Raw genomic sequence first — 26,746 nt, forward strand, 5'->3', positions numbered from 1 at the left:
TTGTTAATTATCTAATTTAAATTAAGATTAAAAATATTTTTATTAAAGCAGTATTTAAGTTTAAATACTGCTTTTTTATTTTGACAAAATAGAAAAAAAAATGAAAAAATTGTTTAAGAGCAGTATCGTCATATAAAGCTACATTTTGGGGTAGCAATTTTAACAGTTTAATTATTTTAATTATTTTTAAATTCAGTTTTAAATTCTAATATTTTTCATTTGGCATATCTTTCATTTTTATCTCATTCTTGTACTTTCATTTTTATGTTTTTTAATTTTTTATTTTGATATGATAAAAAATCTTTATTTTCTCAATATCTTGGTTCACTGTTTTTTTCTCAATTTAAATCATATTCTAATGATTTTAATATTGGCAGTGTAATCTTGTCATTTTTATCAACATAAAATTCTCAATCATTAAGTTTCATTCGCGGAGGCAAGTTTTTGGGCATAAATTCATTTTCTACATTAACTTTTATTTCTCATTTTTGATTTCACTTGCTGTTGTCATCTTTTGATGATTTAAGTGTTAATTTTGATTTTTTTAAGTTTAAGTCGTATGACTCATTCTTAATTTGTAATACTGGTTTATTTTCTTTTTTAGAACACCCAACTATTGGCAATGTTGCCAGCCCCAAAAGAGCTATTATATTTAAAATTTTCATAAATTTAACTCCTTCATTTTGTTTTTTCAATATAATATATATATATATATATAATTATACAAAAATTCTTAATATCATTAGAAAAATGGCAAAACCGATTAAAAATTGAAAGGTATAGTAAAAAGCTGGTACCGTTTTAAAAACTGGAAAAATGGCGGTTGAAAAGAGTTAACTGTTGCTTTTGCAATAATTGCTAACGGGCGTAAAATGGTAATAATTTGTGAAGCTGTGAGTATTCAGTTTATCATTTTGATACCAGCATTTTGAATGGCACAACCAATATCATTAAAGGTTAGTATTCATCGTCCAGAATATTTGCAATTTGCTGGTGGTGGAATTAAATCGTCTCATTCACTGTTATTTGAGCCATCAGGGATAAAGGCTGTTGAATTTAATACATTAAAGTCATAAATTTTAAAATTGTAGTTAGAGATATTCCCTTTGTGATAAAGTGGAAAAGTTAAGGTAAAAATGTTAATACCATAACGAATATCAATATCGGTATTTAGATAATTAATACTGTTAGCGGTTTTGTTGGTTGGCAAGGCAATGAGTTTATTATCATAAGATTTAAGGACATTAAAATCAATTTGATAAATACTATTGGTGTTGTTAATAGCATTGTAATTATCTTGGTGCATTTTTTTGTCAAAAGTAAAGAAATAACTTCTTAGTAATAATTCTGAGTTTCCTATAATATTTACTAAGTATTTTTTGGGATAAAAGGTAATTAATGAACGATAAAAGAAACCGATTTGAATAAAGTAATTCTTCTTATAGTTTTCTACACCCTTAAAATCAATTTCGGTATGAGTTTTTTCGTCCATATCAAAAGTCGCATAAAATAAACTAGCAAAGAAATTGCCAAGAATTTCATAGATTTCGTTAAAAACATTTTTGTAATCGCTATTGTTAATACTAGGAATGTTGTTTTTAAAATATAGGTAAATATCATTTTTTAAATCGGGGTCATAGCGTAGAAAACTAAATCTAACATTGAGGTAATTTAAGGTACCAAAAAGATATTTAATTAGGTAATAATCGTTAGAATTCGTAGTGCCATATTTTCAGATTTCATTTTCACCGTGTATCAATTGTAAATACTTATTTCCAGCAATTAGAGTTTTGTTAAATGCCTTAATTTTCAAAACATTCTCATTTACTACATTTTTATCACTAGAAGTTTTATGATAAAAGTAACTCTCGTCTTTAAAGCCGTGATTTTTAATCGTAAATTCTTTGTAATAACCTTTTTCTAGGGTGTCAATGAAATTAAATACGGGCGTTCAATAGAGATACGAGTAATTAAATTTATCAAAATCACCACGGTGAATCATTAAGTAATCAAGATTATCAACAACATCGTTATAGTTATGGTTGCCATCAAATTTGGTGGTTTTTTCTGGTAAATCAATATCAGTCGAGGGTTTAATTTCTGATTGTGCGTTAAATTCTAATATTTTTCATTTGGCATATCTTTCATTTTTATCTCATTCTTGTACTTTCATTTTTATGTTTTTTAATTTTTTATTTTGATATGATAAAAAATCTTTATTTTCTCAATATCTTGGTTCACTGTTTTTTTCTCAATTTAAATCATATTCTAATGATTTTAATATTGGCAGTGTAATCTTGTCATTTTTGTCAACATAAAATTCTCAATCATTAAGTTTCATTCGCGGAGGCAAGTTTTTGGGCATAAATTCATTTTCTACATTAACTTTTATTTCTCATTTTTGATTTCACTTGCTGTTATCATCTTTTGATGATTTAAGTGTTAATTTTGATTTTTTTAAGTTTAATTCGTATGATTCATTATTTTGCCTTTTACTTCTAATTAGTGATTGTGCTGTTGATTTGTCATTATTAATGTTTTGTGGAATGGTAAAAATGTTATTGAAACTAATAATTAACACGGTAAATATTTTCATAAACATTTTTATCACTCCTTTTTAAAATATTTTATTTTTCATTATTCTTTTAGCTTTAATCTTTTTTAATATAAAACGAATTAAGCAGTTTACTATTTCTGTTATGGTTACTCATACTAATGAATAACCTATAATCATTAACTTACCAATTGCTCCAAAATTTTTAATAAATTGTTGCAAATTTTCAATATCTGTATGTAATAATAAAACTATACTTAAAGATATGAATATAATGTAATTAAGTATTATTCATCAATATTTTTTTAAAAATTAATGAGTTTGTTTGATTTCATTTTTCAAGGCTCTTTTTGCTTTAATTTTTTGAATAATAAAGCGGATTAATTTTTCAAATTTAATTGCAAAGTATATTGCTCCGCCTCATCAAAAAACAAATATTCCTGCCAGCATAATACCACTATTGAACTTGCCAAAGAATTTAACCATTTCTTCATTCATAAAATTATTAAATTCGTCACTTGTTCCAGTTATTCATTTAGTATCGATTGCTGTTAATGCACAAATTAATAAGCTTATAAAGATAAAAATGATACTTAATACTATTTTTAACCACTGCTTTTTAAAAGAATTTTTAATTCTTAATTTTAATGGCATTTTTTCTTTCATTTTTTAACTCCTTTAATTTTCTACAAACAATTTGCTTAGGCAAAACATTATGACAAATATAAGCAGTTTCACTTGGTGGATTTTTGCAAACTATACCATTATAAGCAATAAATTTTATTCTTTTATCAAAAACTAATAACTCACACTGATCTATTTTTTCTCTAATTGGTTTTAATGCAATACTTACTAATGGTATTAACATCGCAAACGGTTTACCCAAATTAAATAAATGTTCTATTACTTGCTTTCTTTTACTAAACGGAGGGTTAGAAATAATATAATTATATCTATCTATCCACATCACTTTTAATGTAATTAAAGAAATCAATTCCATCATCAATATGACTATTCCAAACTTTATGCCCATTTCTTTCTAAAACACATACAAATTTACTATCAATTTTATCAAAAGGGCATAAAATAGTACTATTAGGTTTTAAAAATTCTAAAATTGGTTTAATCGCATATTCCTGTGTATATCATTCATCATTAACATTAATTTTATTTAATAAATTAGAATTTAACATAATTAACTATTAAGTTCCTTTCTTCAATTATTTTTAATTTGTCATTCTCTATTTTTAATTCTTGTTTTTTAGTTCATTTTTCCATTTTTTACCTACCTTTAATCGCAATAAATAAAGCAACAAGTACACAAGTAACACCAAGAATGGTAAAGATTGGGTGTTGTGAAAATGTTCGTGCCATTGGTTTAAATAGTTCTAAAATTGTTAAATTGCTAGTAATAAACTTTTGGAAATTGGCAAGACCTTCGCTAATGTAGTTCGTTAAAGTTTCAAAATGACTACCAGCTAATAATCCAAGAACAGTTATTAAGATAAAAATAATAATTAGTTTAAACATTGTTAGTTACCTTGTTTTGTTTTTTTATTTCTTTGTTTTCAATTAATTTTATTTGGATTTATTGGTTGTATTTGTTTTTTAACTTTTCCTCACGCACTTAAGCGACCACTATTTTTAACGGCATATCGGCGTTGCTTTTCTAAATTAACTTGTTGACTGCTAAAACCGAGAATAATTGCCATAAGAAATTCTACAGCCAGCGTTAAGAATAAAGGAAATATTAGTTGAATATTTGTGCCCGGTACTTCAAGACTTCAAATTAAGTCAAAAACCTTATAAAGCATTTGGGCGAGAAAGTCGGCCATTTTTGCAAGATTTTCCATTTTTTATTGTTCCTTTCTTAGAGTAAAATAATGTTGTGGTTGATTGCGTTTTTAGTAGCGACAATATTAGAAAGGAGGTGAAATATGATAAATAGTCCAACCGCCGAAGAAGCTTCTTTAAAATTTTTAGAGGGTGCTTGAACTCTTGTATATAATATATTTGAGTTTTTATTTGGTTTTACACCAATGGCAATTTTTTTCTGAATTATGATTGTTATTGGAATTGCACTGATAATGAAACAAAAATATTAAATAAAACTTAATTTAATTAATGTCTAAATAATAATTGTCGCTACTAAAAACGGGGTTAACCGTTATTTTTCTTTCATTTTTCTTAAAAAGTTGCTAAATTTATCCATTTTTAAATATTCTAAGTCTTCTAAATCAATTGCTGTATCAGTATAGTATTTGTCTTCATAATCAGGATTTACTTTTGAATTTAAGTAATCTCTTAAAAATGCTAGGTAAAAAGAATTGTAAGTGTTTAATATTGGCAGAGGAATTTTTAGTTTAAAAAAATAAATATCAAGTTCAGGAATATCACGGTATTTAATGCGACGACCCTTTTTACTATTTTTAGCATCAATTAAGGTGTTTCGTCAGCGTTCATATTCTTCAATGCTCGTAAAGGTGCCATAGATGACTTTTAAATAGGGGCGAAAAATATTAACAGGTTTTTTGCGAATGCCCACAATCACATTATTAGCAATATCGCGAACTTTAACTCAAATATGTTTATCTCTTTGACCGCTAGCTAACACAATATGACCAAAATGTCGTGCTAGAGCGAAATATTCTTGAATACCGGTTTCTTCGTTTTTAGTATTATTTTTTTCTCAATCAGTTCCTTCTAAAAATAAGTTGGTTTCATCTCACAAAAGTAAGGTTTTGTCTGGCAATACCGGATAATCAAAGTCTAACAATCCCATATGTCCTAAACTTAATTTTTGGGTTTCTAGTAATGGAAATGTTGATGCGATGTGATATTTCTTCTTTTTTAATAATTTTGATGCATATACTAGAAAAGCAGTTTTTCCAGTTCCTAATGAACCAATAACAATATTTAACGGTGAGTTTTTTAAGAAATTAATAACTTTGTTAATTTGTGTTAAATTACTGATTTTAAAAATGAAAATTAAAATACAACCTGCTAAAAATAAATAGCTCACAATGTTTTTAAAATAACCGTTGTAAATATATCAAATTGCTCCTCAATGTCATAAAATTAAAAATGAGGTGCGATTCAATTCAATAAAATGGTTATTTTTTTCTATTATTCATTTGCAAAATTTCATCTTGCACCTCACTTTATTTTTTTGTTAGCGTACCGCTCCAAGTAATTTTTCAAACATTTTAAAGCAAATAAAGAATATTGCCAAAATAAATGGAAAAATGAATATTCAGTAGTCAGCAAAGAAGTTACCGACTTGTGGCATATTAACGGCAATAATTTCTCACATTTTAGTAAACGCTGTTATAATCGCATTTCATAATTTAGTCATCGCGTCACTAGCTGTTATTTTTTCTACTGTTGCTGGTGCATCGGCCAAGAAAGTTCCAATCATATAAATCACCCCCTTTCTTTTTAAAACATTCATCATTTATATTCAAAGTTTTTCTTAAATTTGTTAAAACCACGATTAACCTTAACACGATTGTATTTTTTCCTAATTAATTTTGAATTTCTTTGTGAATGCATCACAATGTAACTTCGCGACATTAATTTTGTTTCTATCTAAATACTGATATGGTTTTTCAAAGTAGCATTAGCATAAATCACACCATAATCGCTGTTAATAATCAAAAAGCAATATTTGCTATTAAAAGTCAAAGTGGTTTTTCGGTTAAATTAATTTCTTCGCTACCAGTAATATGAGCTGGAATCGTTGTAATTTGAATAAATAAATCTCAGAAAGTTTGTTTAATTTGTTCTCAATTAAATTCTTTTAAGTTTATTGTCATTTTTTATCTCCCAAAAATCATTTTTATTGGTAAATACATAATTGAAATTAAGGCGAAAAGAAAAGTAATGATAATAATTAATCCGGCAATAAACGCAACTTGTACAGGCATTTTTTCTATCGGAACAAACAGTTTTAAGAACTCCATAATAATTTCTCAAAACATTATTTTTTATTCTCATTATTTTCTTTTGAATTAGGAGCTTTAACTCATTCTTCAAAGCGAGCAATAAATACTTTTTCGTCTTTTGTAAAATTACCAGTATTACTTTTAATGGCATTTTTATATTTAATTCGCATTTTTATTTTGGCATAAATTTTATAAGCAAAATATGCCAATAACATTATGCAAATGATAATAAATATTATTCCAATCGCAATATTCATTTTTAAACTCCTTTAAAATAGTTATAATTTATATCTTTTTTGTTGTTTTCTTTTTCGGCAATGAAGAAGCCTAATAATTCTTGTCCTTTAATTCACTTGGTTTCTTGCTCTTGTTGATTAACTGAAATTACTTGATATTTACTATCTTTTATTATTCCGATGCAAATAGAATTTTCATATTTTCCTTTATAAACAAATCGCTTTGGAAACCAAATGCCGATTTGTTCATTAAATCACGGAATTTTTGGTGCTTTAATAAACATTGCGTTTTGTGTTTCTTTTAAAAGATATTTTTTAGTATTTAAGAAAATGTTTTCAATGTTTTTCATAATAAATTACCTTTCTTATGAATAAACTAAGTTATATTAACTAAGTTAGTTAACTTAGTTTTTTAAACACTTATATATCGCAGATTTAAGTGTTTAACAAGCTTTGTTAGTAAATTTTGTTTTTTTAATTAGATAAAGATTTTAATAATTTTAAACTTAGTATATCCCTATATAGAAATTTCTACACTTTAATATCCGCATCCTACCCTTGGAACTAATTTAATAGCGTGTATATTTTTAGGAAATCCACCCATTCATTTTTTTATTGCAAAACGAAACAAATTGCTATAGCTAATAGGATGTTATCTATTAACTGGTAAACTTCTTTTGGTTATGGCGACCACCCACAATTTATCGTGCTTTAATACATACCAACATTATTAACTCACTTGTATTTAATTTTCAAAGAACAAATTTTTAACATCTTATAAAATAAAAAGACAATCATTGCTGACTGTCTTAATACTTATTCAAATATTTTCCCACCTAACAAAACTTTATGCGTCCCTTAAAATCAACTTTACTATTGAAAAAGTCATGAACAAAAATAATTAATTTGTTTTTATTAATATCAACTTGATAATTAGCCGACAAGGAAAAGCAATCACTCATTATTAATGAATGCTTTCTAATTTCGGGTTTTTGAATTGATAAAACTTCGCTAACACCAATTCTTAATAAATTATAAATTCGACGGAAAATAAAATATAAAACAAAAACAACGGTAAATGCTAGTAAAAATCACATTCAATAATTTCGTAAAAAATTAATAAAAATCATAATTATTTAATAACCTTAGGATATTCTTTGTGTGGATTAATATTAATATTTTCAATTTTTATAACTTTATTAGTAATATCATCAATAAATAAAACAATACCATTAATTTGCCCCTCACCAATTGCTGGTTTAAATTTAATTGGCAAATTATTTTTCTGACGATAAATAACTTCTGTTGGATTAGCACCAATAATTGAATAATAAGCTCCCGTCATTCCAATATCAGTAATAAATCCCGTTCCTTTTGGCAAAATTCTCGCATCATTAGTTTGTACATGCGTATGCGTTCCTCATAATGCTGTAATCTTGCCATCATAATTTCAAGCTAAAGCAATTTTTTCAGCACTTGCTTCAGCATGGCAATCAACTAAGTGAATATCACTGTCATCTTCTTTTAAGAGCGTATCCATTTCAAAATATGCATTTTGTGATGAACCCATAAAAGCACTACCAATTAAATTGGTAACGCGAATTTTCTTATCTTTAACAGTAAATATTGAAGAACCTTTACCAGAATGGTAGGGATTACTATTTAATGGTCGTAAAATATCATCATTATTAACGATTAAATCTAACATATCCGGCTTATCAAATGTATGATTACCACCCGTAATCACATCAACATTAATTCGCTTTAAAAAATGATAATGCTCTTTAATCATTGATTTTCCATGACTAATATTTTCTCCATTAACAATGACAAAATCAATTTGATAATCTTTTCTTAATAATGCTAAATATTCTTCTAAAATACTACGACCAACTTGACCATAAATATCACCAATAACTAAAATATTCATATTTTTCCTTCTTTCTAATCAATTTTTCTTAACTCAGCAATTAACATTTCTACATTTGCTTCCGTTTCATTTTCATAATATGCATATAATGTTTTTCGACGAATATCTTTTGCTAATAACTGCATCTTTTCTTCATAAGTATTTAGGATATTAATTATCTTACTAATCGCATCGTGAACAGCACTACGCGAAACATTTAACTCATTAGCAATCTCTTGTAATGAAAAATTTTCCATTAAATAAAGCGAAAAGTATTTTTGCTGTTTCGGTGTTAATAACTTACCATATAAATCATATAATAAATTTAATTCATTAGTCTTACTAAGATCTCACATTTTCATCCTTATCCTATCTACTCGTAACTTCTTTTGTTGTTAATCCTTGAATATATTGTTCTAAATCAAATTCTTCCAAGTCATCAAGTTTTTCACCAAGACCAATATATTTTACAGGAATATTTAAACTTTCTTTAATCGCTAAAATAATTCCTCCCTTAGAAGAACCATCCATCTTGGTTAAAATAATCCCCGTAACTGGGGCTACTTCAGTAAAATTTTGTGCTTGGGAAATGCCATTTTGTCCCGTTGTGGCATCAACTACTAATAATGTTTCATGGGGAGCATCAATGATTACCTTTTGAATAACTTTATATATTTTATTTAATTCATTCATTAAATTAGTTTTAGTTTGTAACCTGCCCGCACTATCACAAAGAACAACATCAACTTCTAATTCTTGACCTTTTTTAATACCCGTATAAATAACACTAGCAGGATCTTGTTGTTCTTTACTAGGCACCACAATTGGCACTTGCAAGCGTTTTGCTCATTGCGATAATTGTTCAACAGCACCAGCTCTAAAAGTATCCCCTGCTACTAATAAAACTTTTTTATTTTGTTGTAATAGCAAATAAGCTAATTTAGCAATTGATGTTGTTTTACCAGCACCATTAACACCAACAACCAAAATAACATTTAATTGATTATCCAAAACATTTAAAGTCGTTGTAATAAACGAATTACTAGCATAAATAGCAAACATCTTATCAATAATAAGTTCATTAATTATTTCAGGATCCTTAATATTATTAATTCTAACTTCATTTTTAATTTCATTAACAATTTGCAATGCCATTTTAACGCCAACATCAGCTAAAATTAATGTATTTTCTAATTCTTCAAAATATGTTTCATCAATAACACGATGCTTAGTAACTAAAATCTGTAATTTTTGTAAAAAAGATTTTCGGGATTTATTCAACCCTTTTTCATATTTTAAAGAGCTTTTAGATAAAATTTTATCTTTTAATTTTTTTAACATTAATTCCTCCTAATATGCATAACTTATAAATAATTTAATAATTTATCATCATTAAACACTTGATCAATTACTCCACTACCTAAACAAACATCACCTTGATAAAATACTGCAACTTGCCCTGGAGTAAGAGCTCTTACCTTATTTGCAATAACAACATTAACACAATTATTATCTAATAATAATAATTTGACATCATAAGAAATTTGTTGATAACGAAACTTTGCTGTAATCGGTAAATTTAATAATGGTAAAGAATTATTAATTCAGTTAACATCAGTAACTAAACAACCATTAGCTCATAATCATTCCTTATCACTGCCACTAGCAACAAAAAGAATTTTTTGATGATAATCTTTACCAACAACAAAATAACGATTATTCATTCCTGATAAATCAATGCCTTTTCTTTGGCCAATCGTATAATACATAATCCCTTGATGCGTCCCAATAACTTTATTACTTTTAATATCAACAATATTACCAACTTGGGCAGGAATATAATTTTGTAAAAATTGTTTAAAATTCCTTTTACCAATAAAACAAATTCCTGTTGAATCTTTTTTATTAGCTGTTACTAAATTTAATTTCTTAGCTAATTGCCTAACTTCTACTTTTTTAATATCACCTAAAGGAAAAATAGTTTTTGCTAACTGTTCTTGATTTAATTGTGATAAAAAATAAGTTTGATCTTTTGTTTCATCTTTTGCTTTTAATAATTCATATTTTTTTGTTTCATCATTATATTTAACTTTAGCATAATGTCCCATAGCAATATAATCAGCATTTAACTTTTCCAATGCATAATTTAAAAAAGCAGAAAATTTAATATATTTATTACATAAAATATCAGGATTAGGGGTGCGTCCTTTTTTATATTCTTCTAAAAAATAAGTAAACACATATTGTCAATATTCCTCAACAAAATTAATACGATATAAATCAATATTTAATTGTTCAGCAACTTTTTTAGCATCTAAATAATCAACTTGCATTGGACAAATAGCATCATTAATAGATTTATTTCCTAAAATATCATTATTTACTAATGAATCTCAATTACGCATAAATAATCCAATAACATCATATCCTTGTTGTTTTAATAAATATGCCGCAATGGAAGAATCCACTCCCCCACTCATACCAATAACAACTCGTCCTTTCATCAATTTCACCTTCTCAAATTTATTAACTTTCCCTATTAATTTTACAACAAATAGCAATAAATTACATCTTTTTATAATTTAGGAGTATTTTAAGAAAAAATAATTAAAAATCCTAATAATAATAGATAATAATAATTTCTTATTATCACTGTTATTATTAGGAACAAGGAAAATAATATCCTTTAAGTTTATTGGTTTGTTTCTGTTTTGCCTTTTTCAGAACTTATTTTTAAAATTTAATTATTTTTCTAATGCTAACTATGAAATCAATATATTTTCTAAAATTTTGTTCTAATTGCAATTTTTGGATTTGTTCTACTGTTTTACGAAATTGCAAAAACCATTGATGAAACGCTCTAATATTTGTTTGCAGTTGTTGTTTATATATTAGAACGATATTATATTTATTGATTTTTAAGCAAAAAAAATTAAAATCACAATAATAATTAAAGAAAGTGAAATTCCCAATACAGCGATTAAAGTCTTATTATTTAATTTTTTTGGCAACAAACAACTTGAAGTTAACTTTATTTTTTTGTTTCTTTTTGAGGTTTCTTTTTGTTTAGGATTTAAGTTTAACTGCTTTTTTTGGTGAAACAATTTCCGCATTCTTAAAAATTGCTCATTAGGTTTTTTTGGAATTTCTTTATACGATGCGTTGGTTTTTGTCAAATAATATTTGATTCTGAATCTGAATCATCTGATTCTGAACCTGAATCATCAAGTAATCCCCGATATTTTTCTTTCGCTTGTGGCTTTTCACTTTCTCGTCTTTTTGCAACAAGTTTCTTTTTCTTCTTAGTCATATTATTCGTTCCCTTCTTAATTCCTCTTTTAAATAACAAAATCTATTATTTTTAACTAAACAAAGCGGTTTTTTGTCTTTTTTCTTCTTCTGTTTTCTGCTTTCGCTCTGTTTCTTCTTTACTACTTTTTTCTCTTGCTTGTTTTTCCTTCGCTTGTTGTGCTAACATTTGCTCTGCTACTTTGGCAGTTTCTGCTTCAAGGTTAAAAATTATACTCCGATCAAAACTAGTTCCTGCTTGTGGTTCATTAGATAATAATTCCTTTTGTGGAAATAGTTTTGGGGTGTCATTAAATTTATTTTTCGGTTTAGCACCTGTCGCATCTCATTGTGTTTCCAACCAAGTTGTCGTTGCTACTGAATCTACTTGCTCTGTGGATGGGTTTCGCACTGGTAAATCTTTTGCAATTTGTTGATTATCATTATTTACTTGATGCAAAAAATTTGCATTTTTTTCATTATAATCATCAATTTGTGCAAATAATGTGGCAATCTCATTTTGCGTTAAGGTTAGTTTGTTTTCTTTATCTCATCAACCTTTATTATCTTCTTTTTCAATCGTAATAATATTTTTAAAATAAAAATATGTCGTTTTATCCTCAACAAGATTTAAAGTAAAACAAGACAACCCTTTTATTTCTCGCGTCGTACCAACTATAACTAATTCTTTGCCATTATCAATTGTTTTTCCTAAACTAATCGCTGGCCGACCATGTCTGTGGTCTCATAATTCACCGCGATTAACTTTAATAATCGTTGCTAATTCTGCATCTTGGTTTTCTTTTGCTAATTGTAAAATAGTTAATTGTTCTAAATTTAATTTTCTTTCTTTAATATCAAGACTAGCAATTTTATCTTTAATTTCTTTTGCTAATTTATCAATGTTGTTTTCATCAAAATTAATGATTTTTTCATATCATCATTTTGATTCTGCTTGAAATTCTTGTATATTTAAACTAATAAAACTTTCTTGTAAATTTTCAAATTCTTTTGGAATATTAGCTGCAGCAATTTTCCCTTTTAATTGCATAACTTCTTTAGAATCAATGCTTTGCTTTGCAAATCATTTTTCTGTTTGTTTAATCGCATCAATATTATGTTGCAGAGACGAATGAAGATGATGATGACTAAATGAATTTGATTTTTCTTCCTTGTTACTAGGTTCTTTACAATGTAAATCTTTACTATGAGGTTTTAATTTCAATTTATGAGAATTTTTATCATTAGAATTTTTTTCTTTTGGGCGTTGATATTTTGGAATTTTCCGCTCTTTTTTTAAAAAACTTCTTTTTTCTTCTGTTCGTGATAAACTAAATTGTTGTAACGGCGCTTGCACATTACTAGCGTTTTTTTGTAAATTTATTTTTTCTTTTTTATTATATATATTTGAATCTCGAATTGTTGAAAGTTTTTGCGTTAGGTTTTCAATATCCTTTTGATATCTTCGTAAATTTTTTAAAAATAATTTATTTTCTTCAGTAATGAATTCTTTGTTTATTTTTGTTATCTTTTTATATTGCTTTTCATATTTGCTAAAAAATTCATTAACAACTTTAGCGTGTTGAAGATAATTATCATTATTAAAACTAACAAGAATCTTATTTGCTACCGGATCATGCAATAATTCATAATATTTATCTTTTAAAGTAACTTTGGCAATATGATAGTGAATATTTATAAATTCTTTTTCTTTTTCAATCGCTTGTGAAGTTATATTTTGCGAATTATCATTAGCAACGATATAAGAACTAATTTTCCATGCTAGATTTTTCTTATTATTTCTTATTGCTCATTCTAAAGCATCCTGACCATAATTATCTTTAGCACTTACATCAGCACCATTTGCTATTAGAAAGTCTAACATTTCGTCATTGCCAATAACTGTTGCATAATGAAAGACTGTACAACCAGTTTTAGTTTTAAAATTTATATTAGCACCACTATTAATCAATAACTTTGAAATAATAAAATTTTCATTAACTAATGAATATTGCAAAGCATTAAGTCCAAATTTTGACTTTAAATTTGGACAATCTAAATCGATTTGCGGATGTTTAATTAATGTTTGCACCATTGCAATATCGTCTAATTTTACTGCTAAATGCAAAGGCGTTTCACCAGTAGTATTTATGGTATTAACATTAGCACCACTATTTATTAATAATTCTACCATTTCTGTATCATTTTCCTCAACAGCACTATGTAAAGCTGTAAATCCCTCTTTATCAACAATATCAATATCTTGATGACTCATTAAAATTTCCACTAACGCTTTATTACCAGTTTTTGCCCCAATATGAAGTGGCACAATGCTCTGATCATTTTTATTATCATTAACATTTTTTAAATTTTTATTGCCAATAATTGCTGCCACCGCTTCACTATTATTGTACATAACAGCACCATGCAACGGCGTATACCCCGCTTTAGTAGACATATTAATATCAATATCTTGATGACCCATTAAAATTTCCACTAATTCTTTATTACTATTCTTCACTGCTAAATGAAATGGCGTAATCCCTTCATCATTATTATTATCATTAACATTTTTTAAATTCTGATTACCAAGAATTGCTTTAACCGTTTGATTATTATTAAACTCAACAGCACCATGCAACGGCGTATACCCAATTTTAGTACGCATATTGATATCAATATCTTTATGCTCCATTAAAATTTCAACTATTTCTTTATTACCACTCTTTGTTGCTAAATGAAATGGCGTAATCCCTTCATCATTATTATTATCATTAACATTTTTTAAATTTTGATTGCCAAGAATTGCTTTAACCGTTTGATTATTATTAAACTCAACAGCACGATGCAAAGGTGTAAGCTTTTTTATACTAGGAATATTAATATCAATATTTTGGCAATTAATTAAAATTTTGGCAATTTCATCTTGATGTTGGTGCAATGCAAAAACTAAAGGCGTAATTTTTCATTTGGAAATAAGCATATTTACGCTATTAAATCTTGCACTATTAACTAATAACTTCACAGTTTCAATATCATTTTGTAAAATTGCTATATGGATAGCTGAAGTAGCAAATTTGCTTTTTAAATTTAAATCACAAAGCTCATTTTCAATAAAGGCTTTTATAAGTTCAGGTTTTTGACTATATATAGCATTTTGTAAAGGCAATCCGTCCTTGGCATCTTGATAATTAAGTTCATCAGCAGTAGCATTCTTAATCATTTCTGGTGTTAATCTATCTTGTCGCATTAATTTATGTAAATTCATTTTCACTCCTTAATAAATAATTTTATGATTATTATTCTTATTTAGAATTAGTTATTCTTACGCAAAAAAAACTAATAAAATTATTAAAATTGAAAGAAACAATGATAATATTATTATTCTTCATTTTAAACTTTTTGGAAATCAAGCGAAACTTAATAGTTTAAAAATTTTACTTTTTCTTTGTGTTGATTCTGGCATTAATTCTAATGCTGAATAAACATACTCAGTTATTGGATTTACTGTTGTTTTTATTTGATGCTTTTTTTCTTACCAACTTTTCATCACATTAATTTTTTCTTTTGCATTTGTGGTTTTTGACAATTTTTATCTGATTCTGAATCTCATTTTGAATCTTGACTATCACTTGAAGTAGTTTGAATTGAAATCTGGCGATTAAACGGATGCTTAGTGTTTCGGTCATTACTACAACTAGGTAGATTAGTAATAAATGAGGTTTCAACATCAGAGCCATCATTAGAACCATCATCTTCTGTTTCAGGGATTGTGCTATCATTACCAATTTTAAATGATGCTAATTCTTCTTTTAATTGATTAAGTTCTTTTTCTTTATTCATATATTTTCCTTTCTTTTAATAGAACTTCCATTGTTCAATTATTTATTTTTAATGCCATTAGTTATTAATAATGGTTTTATAATTAATAAATATCTTAACTAGAATTTTTCGCTCTTATATTAAATACAAAATAAAAAGTAATCACTAAATTTATGATTATTTTTAACTTCTTATAAAAACTAAATAATTCAGATATTTTTAATTGATTATATTATGTAATAAATGATTAAAAATTACAAGATAAATAAATCACAAGGGTCGCGTTTAGTTTTCTTAGGTATTGCTTTGAAGAAGTAAAACAATCAGCTAATTATATTATTTAATTACTAAACTAACCCTGCCTTTCTTGTTATTGTCATTTTTATTCTTTTTCATTTTATCATATTATTGAATTTTTACACAACAAAAATTATTAATATTATTAAATTTTCACTAATATATATTAATTTTATATTTTTACTTACTTAAATCTATTATATTTATTTGTTACAGCATTACCTTTATAATTAATTCAACTATCATCATTTTTATTATTATATTTATTTCATAATGAATTTTTATATATTTCTTTTCTGATTTCTATTTCTGAATTAATATTTTCATTAATGTAATGTAATACATTTAAGTTGTTTAAATTTGCCATTCTTAAATGTAATAGATTATTTAAATTCTTATGATTATATATTTTTGCCCCATAGCCTAATTGTTGTTTTACTAAATGCGATACATCACTTTCAATGCTACAACCGATATTTCATTCTAAATTTTGATGATGAATACCTTGCTTATTATTACTGAAATAATTACTCGCCTTTCTTAAATTTGTTTTAATATCTTTATTTAATTCATTTTTAGCAACATTACGAATGTTTTTGATTAATTCTTGATGATTTTTCCATCCTTATATAATTTAATTCAACTATTTAGTGTTACTTTGCGATTTTCAAAAATAATATTAAATGCGGTTTGTTTTAATTTTTTAATAGCGTGATAACCATCTAAAATATATCTAACATTACCAAAACTGTTCGCAATTTCTCTAATTCAAGAATCACCATCACCACAAACAATTATTCTGTCATAATTAATATTTACATAATTTTTTTGTACTTCTTTAATTAATAAATCACGATAATCCATCGTATTTATTCGTTTACCAACTTTTAACATTAAAAAATGACCTCGTTTGTTTTCTAATTCTCTACGAGCATTTTTGTAATTTTTTTCTTTATGTCCGGTATGAAAAGTAACTAAACGAATTCTTTGGTCTTGTTTAACTTTCTGATCTAATGTTGCTAAAAATGTCTCATCTAGTTGAATATACAAATCCTTATTTTTGACATCAATTCTAGTTTTAGTTTCTTTTTCTGCTAGTTGAAAATATTCAGCAATATCGTATTTATTTAAAATATTTGAAATACTAGCTTTTGAAATATAACAATGATTTAGAGCATCTAAAACATCACGATACCGTTTACCATCTCCCAAAAGACTTAAAACTTTAAATTGGACATCAAAATAAATGCGTTGTTTAGGCAATAAGCCAATTTCTTTATCTAACAAACATACATATTCAAATTTACCTGATTTTTGATTTCAATATTTATATCGGCGTCGTTTAAAAGTAACATCACCAAAAATTGTAATAATTGTTCTTGGTGCAAAATGAACTACTTTATAACCTTGTTTTAACCGATAATGATATTTATATAAGTATTCATCTAATTTTTCATATTCATTAGCCAATTGTTCGCATTTATTGATGTACATATTTTTATGGGTTGTAAATAAACTAAATCAATGGTTGTTTTCTGAGGTTTTTACATTATTATTAATTTTTAACATAATAAATTACCTTTCTTGATAGTAACTTTAACAAATTTTAGTATTCAATAAACCGAAAAAAATGATAAAAATTCTTATTTGATGATTTATAATGAGATTCCAAAGTAAAGAAATTGCAGATTAGGATTTGGAGAAAGGAAAAGGTGTTGTAAATTTTATTAATTAGTAAAAATTCACGAAAGGAATTTAATTAATATGAAAAAATTACTCAGTTTATTAAGCACAATAACAATGGCCGGAAGCGGAATGTCAGGAATTGTCGGAAACGCTCCAACTTCAACAAAAAGTGAAATCAGTTATTTAAAAACAAATAATTTAAAAAATTTAGATAAAAAAGTTTATTTTATTGAAGATAAACCAAACAATTATGATGCTATAGAAATTAGCGAAATAAAAGGGCAAGTTAATGATATTGCAATCCATGACAGAAATATTAAGTCTACAGTTGCTGGTGCTACTTATTTTGCAACAGATGATGGATTATATTTTAAATCAAGACCTTCATCAAACTTAATTAAAATTAATGGAATAAATAACAAGGTTAATCGCATTATAATTTCTCAATCAACAGGAGAAGCTTACGCAATATCTGCAAATAAAAAAATTTATTTGATTGAAGATAAACCAAACAATTATGATGCTATAGAAATTAGCGAAATAAAAGGGCAAGTTAATGATATTGCAATCCATGACAGAAATATTAAGTCTACAGTTGCTGGTGCTACTTATTTTGCAACAGATGATGGATTATATTTTAAATCAAGACCTTCATCAAACTTAATTAAAATTAATGGAATAAATAACAAGGTTAATCGCATTATAATTTCTCAATCAACAGGAGAAGCTTACGCAATATCTGCAAATAAAAAAATTTATTTGATTGAAGATAAACCAAACAATTATGATGCTATAGAAATTAGCGAAATAAAAGGGCAAGTTAATGATATTGCAATCCATGACAGAAATATTAAGTCTACAGTTGCTGGTGCTACTTATTTTGCAACAGATGATGGATTATATTTTAAATCAAGACCTTCATCAAACTTAATTAAAATTAATGGAATAAATAACAAGGTTAATCGCATTATAATTTCTCAATCAACAGGAGAAGCTTACGCAATATCTGCAAATAAAAAAATTTATTTGATTGAAGATAAACCAAACAATTATGATGCTATAGAAATTAGCGAAATAAAAGGGCAAGTTAATGATATTGCAATCCATGACAGAAATATTAAGTCTACAGTTGCTGGTGCTACTTATTTTGCAACAGATGATGGATTATATTTTAAATCAAGACCTTCATCAAACTTAATTAAAATTAATGGAATAAATGAAGCAGTTATTTCTATTATAATTGAACAAAAAAGTGGTAATGTATTTGCAATAACTAAAACTAAAATGCTTTTAAATATTATTATTCAAATAAATAATTTACGGTTTAATAACATTATTAATGATGAAATTATTTTAAATGAATTAAATTATTTAAATCCTAATTTAGATATATCACAATTAGAAATTATTAATAAAACAGATACATCAGCTACAATTAAAGCAAAAGACAATGGTAAATATTTTGGTGAAGTTACTGTTAATTATAAAATTAAAAATAAAGATGAAATTAATGCTATTAATTTAAATGAATTAATTAAAAGAGCAGTATTTTTTAAGTTTCGTGATGAAAACCCTAATTTAAAATTTAAAGAAATAAAATATATTGATACTAATAATTTAAATTTTTCAAATACTGAAATAACAAAAAGAGAAAATTCATTTTTATGATCTAATGCTCCTAAAAATGTATGTTCTGATAGAGAAATTATCAATAAAACTCCAAATACAAGATCATTTAATGTACCCACTTGTGAATATAATTCAAAATCAAAATTAGTATTTCAAATTACAACAGGATTAACTAAAACAAAACAAGAAAATAAATTAAATGGTTGAAACATAAATTCTGATGATGAAATGAAATTAACAGATTTTACAAATATAAATAATAAAAATTCTAAAATCATTAATGTATTATCAAATGAATTTGATTTATCAAACACAAATAAACAAGAACAAGAAATGATTTTAAGTATTTTTAAGGTACCCGCTGATAAATTTGAACTTAATCCCAATGAAAAATTAAAAATTACTTATCCAGTAAGAATAATTACATCTAAAGTTATATTAAATTTAAAACAAAAAATTACAGGAAATATTACTGCCAAAATAATTGATGATAACAATAAAGAACAAGTAGTTACATTATCAATTACAGAAGTAATGCAAATTTTACAAAAATATAGTTTATTACCCAATGAAATTACTATAGATAAAAACAATGATAACATAACATTTAACGGTGAAGCATTTTTTTCATCAGAAAGAGAAGGGCCGGTAAAAACAAATACAGTTACTACTATAGTATAAGGTTTTATAAAAACGATATTAGCTATTTAGAACAATAACTTTAATTGGAGCAAGTACACCATGTTTAATTTCTTGTGAAAAATAAGAAAAATATTCAAACCAGTAATTTTAATTAATTACTGGTTTCTTATTTTATTAAAATATAAAAAATGAAAAGTTGCTTAGTTGTTTAAGAGTATTGTCATCATAGACAACCACCTTTTAGGGTAGTAATTTTAACAGTTTTTAAATTTAGTTAACTTATTTTTCTGTTTTAATGATAAATGTTTTTCTAGGATTTATTTCTATTCTATATCCGCTTGAGTGATCATAGTAATTTATTGTCATTTCTAATTGGATAAACTTTTGGATTTTGTATGTTTTTCTATTGTTATTTTGGTTAATTATTTTGCCATATTTTCCTGTTAAATCTTCAATATTTTTTCTTATTTCATTGTTTTTTAAAAAAGCAGGAGTTATAAATTCAAGTTTATCATTTGTTGGTTTTGGTCTTTCTTTAAGTACTTTTTCAAGATTTTTTTTATTTATACTTATAGGAACTTTTATTATTATTTTTAATTCATCATGATGTTGTTGAATATTCTCAATTTCAACTTCTTTTAAATTTTCAAGTTTAACTTCTTTTTCATAAATTTGATTTTTAATCATTGGTGGTGTTATTGATTTATTTGTTTTATTATTACAACCAGTTATGAATAATGTTGCTAATTCCAAGAGAGTTAGTATATTTAAAAATTTCATAATTTTAACTTCTTTATTTTTTCTATATATATTACACGAAAATTCTTAAAATCATTAGAAAAATGGCAAAACCGATTAAAAATTGGAAGGTATAGTAAAAAGCTGGTACTGTTTTAAAAACTGGAAAAATATCGGTTGAAAAGTTAACTGTTGCTTTTGCAATAATTGCTAATGGTCGTAAAATCGTGATGATTTGTGACGCTGTCAGTATTCAGTTTATCATTTTGATACCAGCATTTTGAATGGCACAACCAATATCATTAAATGTTGGTATTCATCGTCCCGAATATTTGCAATTTGCTGGTGGAATTAAATCGTCTCATTCACTGTTATTTGAACCATCAGGGATAAAGGCTGTTGAATTTAATACATTAAAGTCATAAATTTTAAAATTGTAGTTAGAAATATTACCTTTGTGATAAAGTGGAAAAGTTAAGGTAAAAATATTAATACCATAACGAATATCAATATCGGTATTGAGATAATTAATACTGTTAGCAGTCTTGCTGGTTGGCAAGGTAATTAGTTTATTGTCGTAAGATTTAAGGACATTAAAATTAATTTGATAAATGCTATTGGTATTGTTAATAGCATTGTAATTCTCTTGGTGCATTTTTTTGTCAAAAGTAAAGAAATAACTTCTTAGTAATAATTCTGAGTTTCCTATAATATTTACTAAGTATTTTTTGGGATAAAAGGTAATTAATGAACGATAAAAGAAACCTATTTGAATAAAATAATCCTTCTTATAGTTTTCTATACCCTTAAAATCAATTTCGGTATGAGTTTTTTCGTCCATATCAAAAGTCGCATAAAATAAACTAGCAAAGAAATTGCCAAGAATTTCATAGATTTCATCAAAAACATTTTTGTAATCGCTGTTGTTAATACTAGGAATGTTATTTTTAAAATATAGGTAAATATCATTTTTTAAATCGGGGTCATATCGTAGAAAACTAAATTTAACATTGAGGTAATTTAAGGTTCCGAAAAGGTACTTAATTAGGTAATAATCGTTAGCTCTTGTGGTGTCATATTTTCATATTTCATTTTCACCGTGTAATAATTGTAAATAGTTATTTCCAGCAATTAGGGTTTTATTAAATGCCTTAATTTTGAGGACATTATCGTTGTTATCATCTTGTTTCGGAATGACCATTTTAATCGTATTTGTTCCTTGCAATTGTGTGCTCGTTTCAATTGCGGTGAATTTAACGGTAAATGTTCTGTCAGCGACATTGTCTGTTGTTAAATCAAAAGTAGTGCTATCGTCTAAGTAATTGTTGTCATTATCTTTAATTTCTGTATTATAGTCGATGCCTTCAATTGCATTATTTACGCCAGCAAGATTGTTAATTTTTTCATTAAGTCTTTTTTTAATTTTTTTTATAACTTCAATTTTGGTTGCATTTGTAGGGTCGATTATTTCTGAATTTGGTAAAATAGTTGAAGTCTTATGATAAAAATAGCTCTCGTCTTTAAAGCCGTGATTTTTAATCGTAAATTCTTTGTAATAACCTTTTTCTAAGGTGTCAATGAAATTAAATACTGGTCTGGTGTTCAATAAAGATAAGAATAATTGAATTTGTCAAAATCACCGCGATGAATCATTAAATAATCAAGATTATCAACAACATCGTTATAGTTATGGTTTCCATCAAATTTTTTGGTTATTTCTGGCAAATCAATGTCGGTTGTATCTTTTTCTGTTTTAATGATAAATGTTTTTCTAGGATTTATTTCTATTCTATATCCGCTTGAGTGATCATAGTAATTTATTGTCATTTCTAATTGGATAAACTTTTGGATTTTGTATGTTTTTCTATTGTTATTTTGGTTAATTATTTTGCCATATTTTCCTGTTAAATCTTCAATATTTTTTCTTATTTCATTGTTTTTTGAAAAAGCAGGAGTTATAAATTCAAGTTTATCATTTGTTGGTTTTGGTCTTTCTTTAAGTACTTCTTCAAGATTTTTTTTATTTATATTTATAGGAACTTTTATTATTATTTTTAATTCATCATGATGCTGTTGAATATTCTCAATTTCAACTTCTTTTAAATTTTCAAGTTTAACTTCTTTTTCGTAAATTTGGTTATTTTGTCTTTTGTTTCTAATTAGTGATTGTGTTGTTATTTCGTCATTATTAATATTTTGGGGAATGGTAAAAATGTTATTGAAACTAATAATTAACACGGTAAATATTTTCATAAACATTTTTATCACTCCTTTTTAAAATATTTTATTTTTCATTGTTCTTTTGGTTTTGATTTTTTTAATAAGTCACTCAATGCTACAGTTTATAACTACTGCTATTGTAATGCATATATCTAAATATCCTAGTATCATAAGTGAAATTAATACTTCAAATTTTTCATATAATAATTTCAAATCATTAGTTTCCAATTTTAAAAATGGAATAAAAAAGATAATAATCATAAAAATGTAAGGTAAAATTCTCCATCAATATTTTTTTAAAGAATTAATTAGTTTGTTTGATTTCATTTTTTAAGGTTCTTTTTGCTTTAATTTTCTGAATAATAAAGCGGATGAATTTTTCAAATTTAATTGCAAAATATATTGCTCCGCCTCATCAAAAAACAAATATTCCTGCTAGCATAATACCACTATTGAACTTGCCAAAGAAATCAACCATCTCTTTATTCATAAACTCATTAAATTCGTTACTTGTTCCAGTTATTCATTTAGTATCAATTGCTGTTAATGCACAAAGTAATAAGCTTATAAAAATGAAAATGATACTTAATACTATTTTTAACCACTGCTTTTTAAAAGAATTTTTAATTCTTAATTTTAATGGCATTTTTTCTTTTGAATTATCTTTTTTAAATAATTTTCCTAAAAGTTTCTTCATTTTAATTTTCCTTTCATATTTTTATCGTCCTTTAATCACAATAAATAAAGCAATAAGTACACAAGTGACACCAAGAATGGTAAAAATTGGGTGTTGCGAAAATGTCCGAGCCATTGGTTTAAATAGTTCTAAAATTGTTAAATTGCTAGTAATAAACTTTTGGAAATTGGCAAGTCCCTCGCTAATATAGTTCGTTAAAGTTTCAAAATGACTACCAGCCAATAATCCAAGAACAGTTATTAAGATAAAAATAATAATTAGTTTAAACATTGTTAGTTCCCTTGTTTTGTTTTTATTGGTTTTATTTGTTTTTTAGCTTTTCCTCAGGCACTTAAACGACCTTTATTTTTAACCGCATATTGGCGTTGTTTTTCCAAATTAACTTGTTGACTACCAAATCCAAGAATAATTGCCATAAGAAATTCTACAGCCAGTGTTAAGAATAGAGGAAATATTAGTTGAATATTCGTTCCCGGCACTTCTAAACTTCAAATTAAGTCAAAAACTTTATAAAGCATTTGAGCGAGAAAGTCGGCCATTTTTGCGAGATTTTCCATTTTTTATTATTCCTTTTCTTTCATTTTTCTTAAAAATTTGCTAAATTTATCCATTTTTAAGTATTCTAAGTCTTCTAAATCAATTGCGGTGTCAGTATAGTATTTGTCTTCATAATCAGGATTTACTTTTGCATTTAAGTAATCTCTTAAAAATGCTAGGTAAAAAGAATTGTAAGTGTTAAGTATTGGTAGAGGAATTTTTAGTTTAAAAAAATAGATATCGAGTTCAGGAATATCACGATATTTAATGCGACGACCTTTTTTGCTATTTTTCGCATCGATTAAGGTGTTTCGTCAGCGTTCATATTCTTCAATGCTCGTAAAGGTACCATAGATGACTTTTAAGTAGGGGCGAAAAATATTAACGGGTTTTTTACGAATTCCCACAATTACATTATTGGCAATATCACGAACTTTAACTCAAATATGTTTATCTCTCTGACCGCTAGCAAGCACAATATGACCAAAATGCCGTGCCAGAGCGAAATATTCTTGAATACCGCTTTCTTCGTTTTTGGTATTATTTTTTTCTCAATCGGTTCCTTCTAAAAATAAATTGGTTTCATCTCACAAAAGCAAGGTTTTGTCAGGCAATACTGGATAATCAAAGTCTAACAATCCCATATGCCCTAAACTTAATTTTTGGGTTTCTAGTAATGGAAATGTTGATGCGATATGATATTTTTTCTTTTTTAGTAATTTTGATGCGTATACTAGAAAAGCAGTTTTTCCAGTTCCTAATGAACCAATAACGATGTTTAATGGTGAATTTTTTAAAAAATTAATAACTTTGTTAATTTGCGTTAAATTACTGATTTTAAAAAGGAAAATTAAAATACAACCTGCTAAAAATAAATAACTTACAATGTTTTTAAAATAACCGTTGTAAATATATCAAATTGCTCCTCAATGTCATAAAATTAAAAATGAGGTGCGATTTAATTCAATAAAATGGTTATTTTTTTCTATTATTCATTTGCAAAATTTCATCTTGCACCTCACTTTATTTTTTTGTTAGCGTACCGCTCCAAGTAATTTTTCAAACATTTTAAAGCAAATAAAGAATATTGCCAAAATAAATGGAAAAATGAATATTCAGTAGTCAGCAAAGAAGTTACCGACTTGTGGCATATTAACAGCAATAATTTCTCACATTTTAGTAAACGCCGTTATAATCGCATTTCATAATTTAGTCATTGCGGCGTCACTAGCTGTTATTTTTGTTACTGCTGGTGCTTCTATTAAGAAAGTTCCAATCATATAATCACCCCCTTTCTTTTTAAAGCATTCATCATTTATATTCAAAATTTTTCTTAAATTTGTTAAAACCACGATTAATCTTAACACGATTATATTTTTTCCTAATTAATTTTGAATTTCTTTGGGAATGCATCACAATGTAACTTCTTGACATTAATTTTTTCCCTATCTAAATACTGATATGGTTTTTCAAAGTAGCATTAGAATAAATCACACCATAATCGCTGTTAAGAATCAAAAAGCAATGTTTGCTATTAAAAGCCAAAGTGTTTCTTGAGTTAAATCAATTTCTTTATCACCACTAATATGAGCCGGAATAGTTGTAATTTGAATAAATAAATCTCAGAAAGTTTGTTTGATTTGTTCTCAATCAAATTCTTTTAAGTTTATTGTCATTTTTTATCTCCCAAAAATCATTTTTATTGGTAAATATATAATTGAAATTAACGCGAAAAGAAAAGTAATGATAATAATTAATCCGGCAATAAACGCAACTTGTGCAGGCATTTTTTCTATCGGAACAAACAGTTTTAAAAATTCCATAATAATTTCTCAAAACATTATTTTTTATCCGCATTATTTTCTTTTGAATTAGGGGTTTTAACTCATTCTTCAAAGCGAGCAATAAACACTTTTTCGTCTTTTGTGAAATTACCAGTATTATTTTTAATGGCATTTTTATATTTAATTCGCATTTTTATTTTGGCATAAATTTTATAAGCAAAATATGCCAATAGCATGATGCTGATAATAATAAATATTAGTCCAATTGCAATATTCATTTTTAAGCTCCTTTAAAATAGTTATAATTTATATCTTTTTTGTTGTTTTCTTTTTCGGCAATGAAGAAGCCTAATAATTCTTGTCCCTTAATTAATTTGGTTTCTTGCTCTTGTTGATTAATTGAAATTACTTGATATTTACTATCTTTTATTATTCCAATACAAATCGAATTTTCATATTTTCCTTTATAAACAAATCGCTTTGGAAACCAAATGCCGATTTGTTCATTAAATCATGGAATTTTAGGTGCTTTAATAAACATTGCGTTTTGTGTTTCTTTTAAGAGATATTTTTTAGTATTTAAGAAAATGTTTTCAATGTTTTTCATAATAAATTACCTTTCTTATTTGTTATAAACTAAGTTACATTAACTAAGTTAGTTGACTCAGTTTTTTAAACACTTATATATCGCAGATTTAAGTGTTTAACAAGCTTTGTTAGTAAATTTTGTTTTTTTAATTAGATAAAGATTTTAATAATTTTA

40 protein-coding genes are annotated in these 26,746 nt (G+C 25.9%); 2 read left to right on the forward strand and 38 right to left on the reverse strand.

The features are described from left to right. Nucleotides 1–176 precede the first annotated feature (176 nt). From AAHM88_RS06185 to AAHM88_RS06215, 7 genes are all read right to left on the reverse strand, one after another. Nucleotides 177–665: a hypothetical protein gene (locus tag AAHM88_RS06185; protein WP_342262609.1), complete on the reverse strand. Its 489-nt coding sequence runs from the start codon at nt 663–665 to the stop codon at nt 177–179. Between the two features lie 98 nt (nt 666–763). Next, nucleotides 764–2,602 (reverse strand): hypothetical protein, encoded by a 1,839-nt coding sequence (locus AAHM88_RS06190; RefSeq protein WP_342262610.1) that lies wholly within the window; start codon nt 2,600–2,602, stop codon nt 764–766. Between the two features lie 264 nt (nt 2,603–2,866). Further along, the gene (locus AAHM88_RS06195; protein WP_342262611.1) at nt 2,867–3,220 is read right to left on the reverse strand and encodes a hypothetical protein; all 354 of its coding nucleotides are present in this window, start codon (nt 3,218–3,220) and stop codon (nt 2,867–2,869) included. Beyond that, nucleotides 3,186–3,524, reverse strand: coding sequence for a hypothetical protein (locus AAHM88_RS06200; RefSeq protein ID WP_342262612.1), 339 nt, complete (start codon nt 3,522–3,524; stop codon nt 3,186–3,188). Before AAHM88_RS06200 ends, AAHM88_RS06195 begins: the two co-directional genes overlap by 35 nt. Continuing rightward, nucleotides 3,508–3,747, reverse strand: coding sequence for a hypothetical protein (locus AAHM88_RS06205; RefSeq protein WP_342262613.1), 240 nt, complete (start codon nt 3,745–3,747; stop codon nt 3,508–3,510). Before AAHM88_RS06205 ends, AAHM88_RS06200 begins: the two co-directional genes overlap by 17 nt. An 88-nt stretch (nt 3,748–3,835) precedes the next feature. Continuing rightward, nucleotides 3,836–4,084 (reverse strand): hypothetical protein, encoded by a 249-nt coding sequence (locus AAHM88_RS06210; protein ID WP_342262614.1) that lies wholly within the window; start codon nt 4,082–4,084, stop codon nt 3,836–3,838. Nucleotides 4,085–4,086: 2 nt separating this feature from the next. Beyond that, nucleotides 4,087–4,407, reverse strand: a complete 321-nt coding sequence (locus AAHM88_RS06215) for a hypothetical protein (protein WP_342262615.1) — start codon at nt 4,405–4,407, stop codon at nt 4,087–4,089. Between the two features lie 30 nt (nt 4,408–4,437). Between AAHM88_RS06215 and AAHM88_RS06220 the strand changes: the two genes are divergently transcribed. Continuing rightward, nucleotides 4,438–4,659, forward strand: coding sequence for a hypothetical protein (locus tag AAHM88_RS06220; RefSeq protein ID WP_342262616.1), 222 nt, complete (start codon nt 4,438–4,440; stop codon nt 4,657–4,659). A 62-nt stretch (nt 4,660–4,721) separates the two neighbouring features. Here AAHM88_RS06220 and AAHM88_RS06225 read toward each other — a convergent pair whose 3' ends face one another. From AAHM88_RS06225 to AAHM88_RS06305, 17 genes are all read right to left on the reverse strand, one after another. Then, nucleotides 4,722–5,702, reverse strand: a complete 981-nt coding sequence (locus AAHM88_RS06225) for a hypothetical protein (RefSeq protein WP_342262617.1) — start codon at nt 5,700–5,702, stop codon at nt 4,722–4,724. Between the two features lie 24 nt (nt 5,703–5,726). Continuing rightward, nucleotides 5,727–5,972: a hypothetical protein gene (locus AAHM88_RS06230; protein ID WP_338967504.1), complete on the reverse strand. Its 246-nt coding sequence runs from the start codon at nt 5,970–5,972 to the stop codon at nt 5,727–5,729. Between the two features lie 20 nt (nt 5,973–5,992). After that, nucleotides 5,993–6,127, reverse strand: a complete 135-nt coding sequence (locus AAHM88_RS06235) for a hypothetical protein (protein ID WP_338968593.1) — start codon at nt 6,125–6,127, stop codon at nt 5,993–5,995. Between the two features lie 11 nt (nt 6,128–6,138). Next, nucleotides 6,139–6,369 (reverse strand): hypothetical protein, encoded by a 231-nt coding sequence (locus tag AAHM88_RS06240; protein ID WP_342262618.1) that lies wholly within the window; start codon nt 6,367–6,369, stop codon nt 6,139–6,141. Nucleotides 6,370–6,372: 3 nt separating this feature from the next. Then, complete coding sequence (locus tag AAHM88_RS06245) at nt 6,373–6,534, reverse strand: hypothetical protein (RefSeq protein WP_342262619.1); 162 nt, start codon at nt 6,532–6,534, stop codon at nt 6,373–6,375. Continuing rightward, nucleotides 6,534–6,755, reverse strand: coding sequence for a hypothetical protein (locus tag AAHM88_RS06250; RefSeq protein WP_342262620.1), 222 nt, complete (start codon nt 6,753–6,755; stop codon nt 6,534–6,536). Before AAHM88_RS06250 ends, AAHM88_RS06245 begins: the two co-directional genes overlap by 1 nt. A gap of 2 nt (nt 6,756–6,757) precedes the next feature. Then, nucleotides 6,758–7,084 carry a hypothetical protein gene (locus AAHM88_RS06255; protein ID WP_342262621.1) on the reverse strand — a complete coding sequence of 109 codons (327 nt, stop codon included), beginning with the start codon at nt 7,082–7,084 and terminating at the stop codon, nt 6,758–6,760. A 486-nt stretch (nt 7,085–7,570) separates the two neighbouring features. Beyond that, nucleotides 7,571–7,864, reverse strand: coding sequence for a hypothetical protein (locus tag AAHM88_RS06260; RefSeq protein ID WP_342262622.1), 294 nt, complete (start codon nt 7,862–7,864; stop codon nt 7,571–7,573). A gap of 2 nt (nt 7,865–7,866) precedes the next feature. After that, the gene (locus AAHM88_RS06265; RefSeq protein WP_342262623.1) at nt 7,867–8,664 is read right to left on the reverse strand and encodes a TIGR00282 family metallophosphoesterase; all 798 of its coding nucleotides are present in this window, start codon (nt 8,662–8,664) and stop codon (nt 7,867–7,869) included. 14 nt (nt 8,665–8,678) lie between these two features. Continuing rightward, nucleotides 8,679–9,005, reverse strand: coding sequence for a YlxM family DNA-binding protein (ylxM, locus tag AAHM88_RS06270; protein WP_342262624.1), 327 nt, complete (start codon nt 9,003–9,005; stop codon nt 8,679–8,681). 7 nt (nt 9,006–9,012) lie between these two features. Continuing rightward, nucleotides 9,013–9,984 carry a signal recognition particle-docking protein FtsY gene (ftsY, locus tag AAHM88_RS06275; RefSeq protein ID WP_338967491.1) on the reverse strand — a complete coding sequence of 324 codons (972 nt, stop codon included), beginning with the start codon at nt 9,982–9,984 and terminating at the stop codon, nt 9,013–9,015. Between the two features lie 23 nt (nt 9,985–10,007). Next, nucleotides 10,008–11,147: a tRNA 2-thiouridine(34) synthase MnmA gene (mnmA, locus tag AAHM88_RS06280; protein WP_338967488.1), complete on the reverse strand. Its 1,140-nt coding sequence runs from the start codon at nt 11,145–11,147 to the stop codon at nt 10,008–10,010. A gap of 611 nt (nt 11,148–11,758) precedes the next feature. Next, nucleotides 11,759–11,953, reverse strand: a complete 195-nt coding sequence (locus AAHM88_RS06285) for a hypothetical protein (RefSeq protein WP_342262625.1) — start codon at nt 11,951–11,953, stop codon at nt 11,759–11,761. Nucleotides 11,954–12,004: 51 nt separating this feature from the next. Continuing rightward, nucleotides 12,005–15,199, reverse strand: coding sequence for an ankyrin repeat domain-containing protein (locus AAHM88_RS06290; RefSeq protein WP_342262626.1), 3,195 nt, complete (start codon nt 15,197–15,199; stop codon nt 12,005–12,007). Nucleotides 15,200–15,447: 248 nt separating this feature from the next. Beyond that, entirely contained in the window at nt 15,448–15,774 is a 327-nt protein-coding gene (locus AAHM88_RS06295; protein WP_342262627.1) for a hypothetical protein, read from the reverse strand. Between the two features lie 460 nt (nt 15,775–16,234). Continuing rightward, nucleotides 16,235–16,417, reverse strand: a complete 183-nt coding sequence (locus tag AAHM88_RS06300; protein WP_342262628.1) for a hypothetical protein — start codon at nt 16,415–16,417, stop codon at nt 16,235–16,237. A gap of 233 nt (nt 16,418–16,650) precedes the next feature. Further along, nucleotides 16,651–17,619, reverse strand: a complete 969-nt coding sequence (locus tag AAHM88_RS06305) for an Mbov_0401 family ICE element transposase-like protein (protein WP_342262629.1) — start codon at nt 17,617–17,619, stop codon at nt 16,651–16,653. A 195-nt stretch (nt 17,620–17,814) separates the two neighbouring features. On the opposite strand from AAHM88_RS06305, the gene AAHM88_RS06310 reads away from it, so the two are divergent. Next, entirely contained in the window at nt 17,815–20,046 is a 2,232-nt protein-coding gene (locus tag AAHM88_RS06310; RefSeq protein ID WP_342262529.1) for a hypothetical protein, read from the forward strand. A gap of 240 nt (nt 20,047–20,286) precedes the next feature. On the opposite strand, the gene AAHM88_RS06315 is transcribed toward AAHM88_RS06310, so the two are convergent. Genes AAHM88_RS06315 through AAHM88_RS06380 form a run of 14 tightly spaced genes read right to left on the reverse strand, consistent with a single transcriptional unit; the run spans nt 20,287 to nt 26,590 of the window. Beyond that, nucleotides 20,287–20,787 (reverse strand): hypothetical protein, encoded by a 501-nt coding sequence (locus AAHM88_RS06315; RefSeq protein ID WP_342262530.1) that lies wholly within the window; start codon nt 20,785–20,787, stop codon nt 20,287–20,289. A gap of 31 nt (nt 20,788–20,818) precedes the next feature. Further along, nucleotides 20,819–22,351, reverse strand: a complete 1,533-nt coding sequence (locus AAHM88_RS06320) for a hypothetical protein (RefSeq protein ID WP_342262630.1) — start codon at nt 22,349–22,351, stop codon at nt 20,819–20,821. Beyond that, entirely contained in the window at nt 22,312–23,004 is a 693-nt protein-coding gene (locus AAHM88_RS06325) for a hypothetical protein (protein ID WP_342262631.1), read from the reverse strand. The genes AAHM88_RS06320 and AAHM88_RS06325 overlap by 40 nt, the downstream gene beginning before the upstream one ends. 15 nt (nt 23,005–23,019) lie before the next feature. Further along, nucleotides 23,020–23,226 (reverse strand): hypothetical protein, encoded by a 207-nt coding sequence (locus AAHM88_RS06330; RefSeq protein WP_342262532.1) that lies wholly within the window; start codon nt 23,224–23,226, stop codon nt 23,020–23,022. Between the two features lie 43 nt (nt 23,227–23,269). Further along, nucleotides 23,270–23,662 (reverse strand): hypothetical protein, encoded by a 393-nt coding sequence (locus AAHM88_RS06335; protein ID WP_342262533.1) that lies wholly within the window; start codon nt 23,660–23,662, stop codon nt 23,270–23,272. 21 nt (nt 23,663–23,683) lie between these two features. Next, the gene (locus tag AAHM88_RS06340) at nt 23,684–23,932 is read right to left on the reverse strand and encodes a hypothetical protein (protein WP_215826579.1); all 249 of its coding nucleotides are present in this window, start codon (nt 23,930–23,932) and stop codon (nt 23,684–23,686) included. A gap of 2 nt (nt 23,933–23,934) precedes the next feature. Continuing rightward, complete coding sequence (locus AAHM88_RS06345; protein ID WP_338968736.1) at nt 23,935–24,219, reverse strand: hypothetical protein; 285 nt, start codon at nt 24,217–24,219, stop codon at nt 23,935–23,937. Between the two features lie 6 nt (nt 24,220–24,225). Continuing rightward, the gene (locus tag AAHM88_RS06350) at nt 24,226–25,209 is read right to left on the reverse strand and encodes a hypothetical protein (RefSeq protein ID WP_342262534.1); all 984 of its coding nucleotides are present in this window, start codon (nt 25,207–25,209) and stop codon (nt 24,226–24,228) included. A gap of 24 nt (nt 25,210–25,233) precedes the next feature. Continuing rightward, nucleotides 25,234–25,479: a hypothetical protein gene (locus AAHM88_RS06355; RefSeq protein WP_342262632.1), complete on the reverse strand. Its 246-nt coding sequence runs from the start codon at nt 25,477–25,479 to the stop codon at nt 25,234–25,236. 19 nt (nt 25,480–25,498) lie between these two features. Then, entirely contained in the window at nt 25,499–25,633 is a 135-nt protein-coding gene (locus AAHM88_RS06360; RefSeq protein ID WP_342262536.1) for a hypothetical protein, read from the reverse strand. An 11-nt stretch (nt 25,634–25,644) separates the two neighbouring features. Then, entirely contained in the window at nt 25,645–25,875 is a 231-nt protein-coding gene (locus AAHM88_RS06365; protein WP_342262537.1) for a hypothetical protein, read from the reverse strand. Nucleotides 25,876–25,878: 3 nt separating this feature from the next. Then, nucleotides 25,879–26,040, reverse strand: a complete 162-nt coding sequence (locus AAHM88_RS06370; protein ID WP_342262538.1) for a hypothetical protein — start codon at nt 26,038–26,040, stop codon at nt 25,879–25,881. Continuing rightward, nucleotides 26,040–26,261 carry a hypothetical protein gene (locus AAHM88_RS06375; RefSeq protein ID WP_342223528.1) on the reverse strand — a complete coding sequence of 74 codons (222 nt, stop codon included), beginning with the start codon at nt 26,259–26,261 and terminating at the stop codon, nt 26,040–26,042. Before AAHM88_RS06375 ends, AAHM88_RS06370 begins: the two co-directional genes overlap by 1 nt. 2 nt (nt 26,262–26,263) lie before the next feature. Next, nucleotides 26,264–26,590: a hypothetical protein gene (locus tag AAHM88_RS06380; protein WP_338967359.1), complete on the reverse strand. Its 327-nt coding sequence runs from the start codon at nt 26,588–26,590 to the stop codon at nt 26,264–26,266. Nucleotides 26,591–26,746: the final 156 nt, after the last annotated feature.

The sequence above is a fragment of the Spiroplasma endosymbiont of Dromius quadrimaculatus genome (genome assembly GCF_964031155.1).
Lineage (GTDB): Bacteria > Bacillota_I > Bacilli_A > Mycoplasmatales > Nriv7 > Nriv7.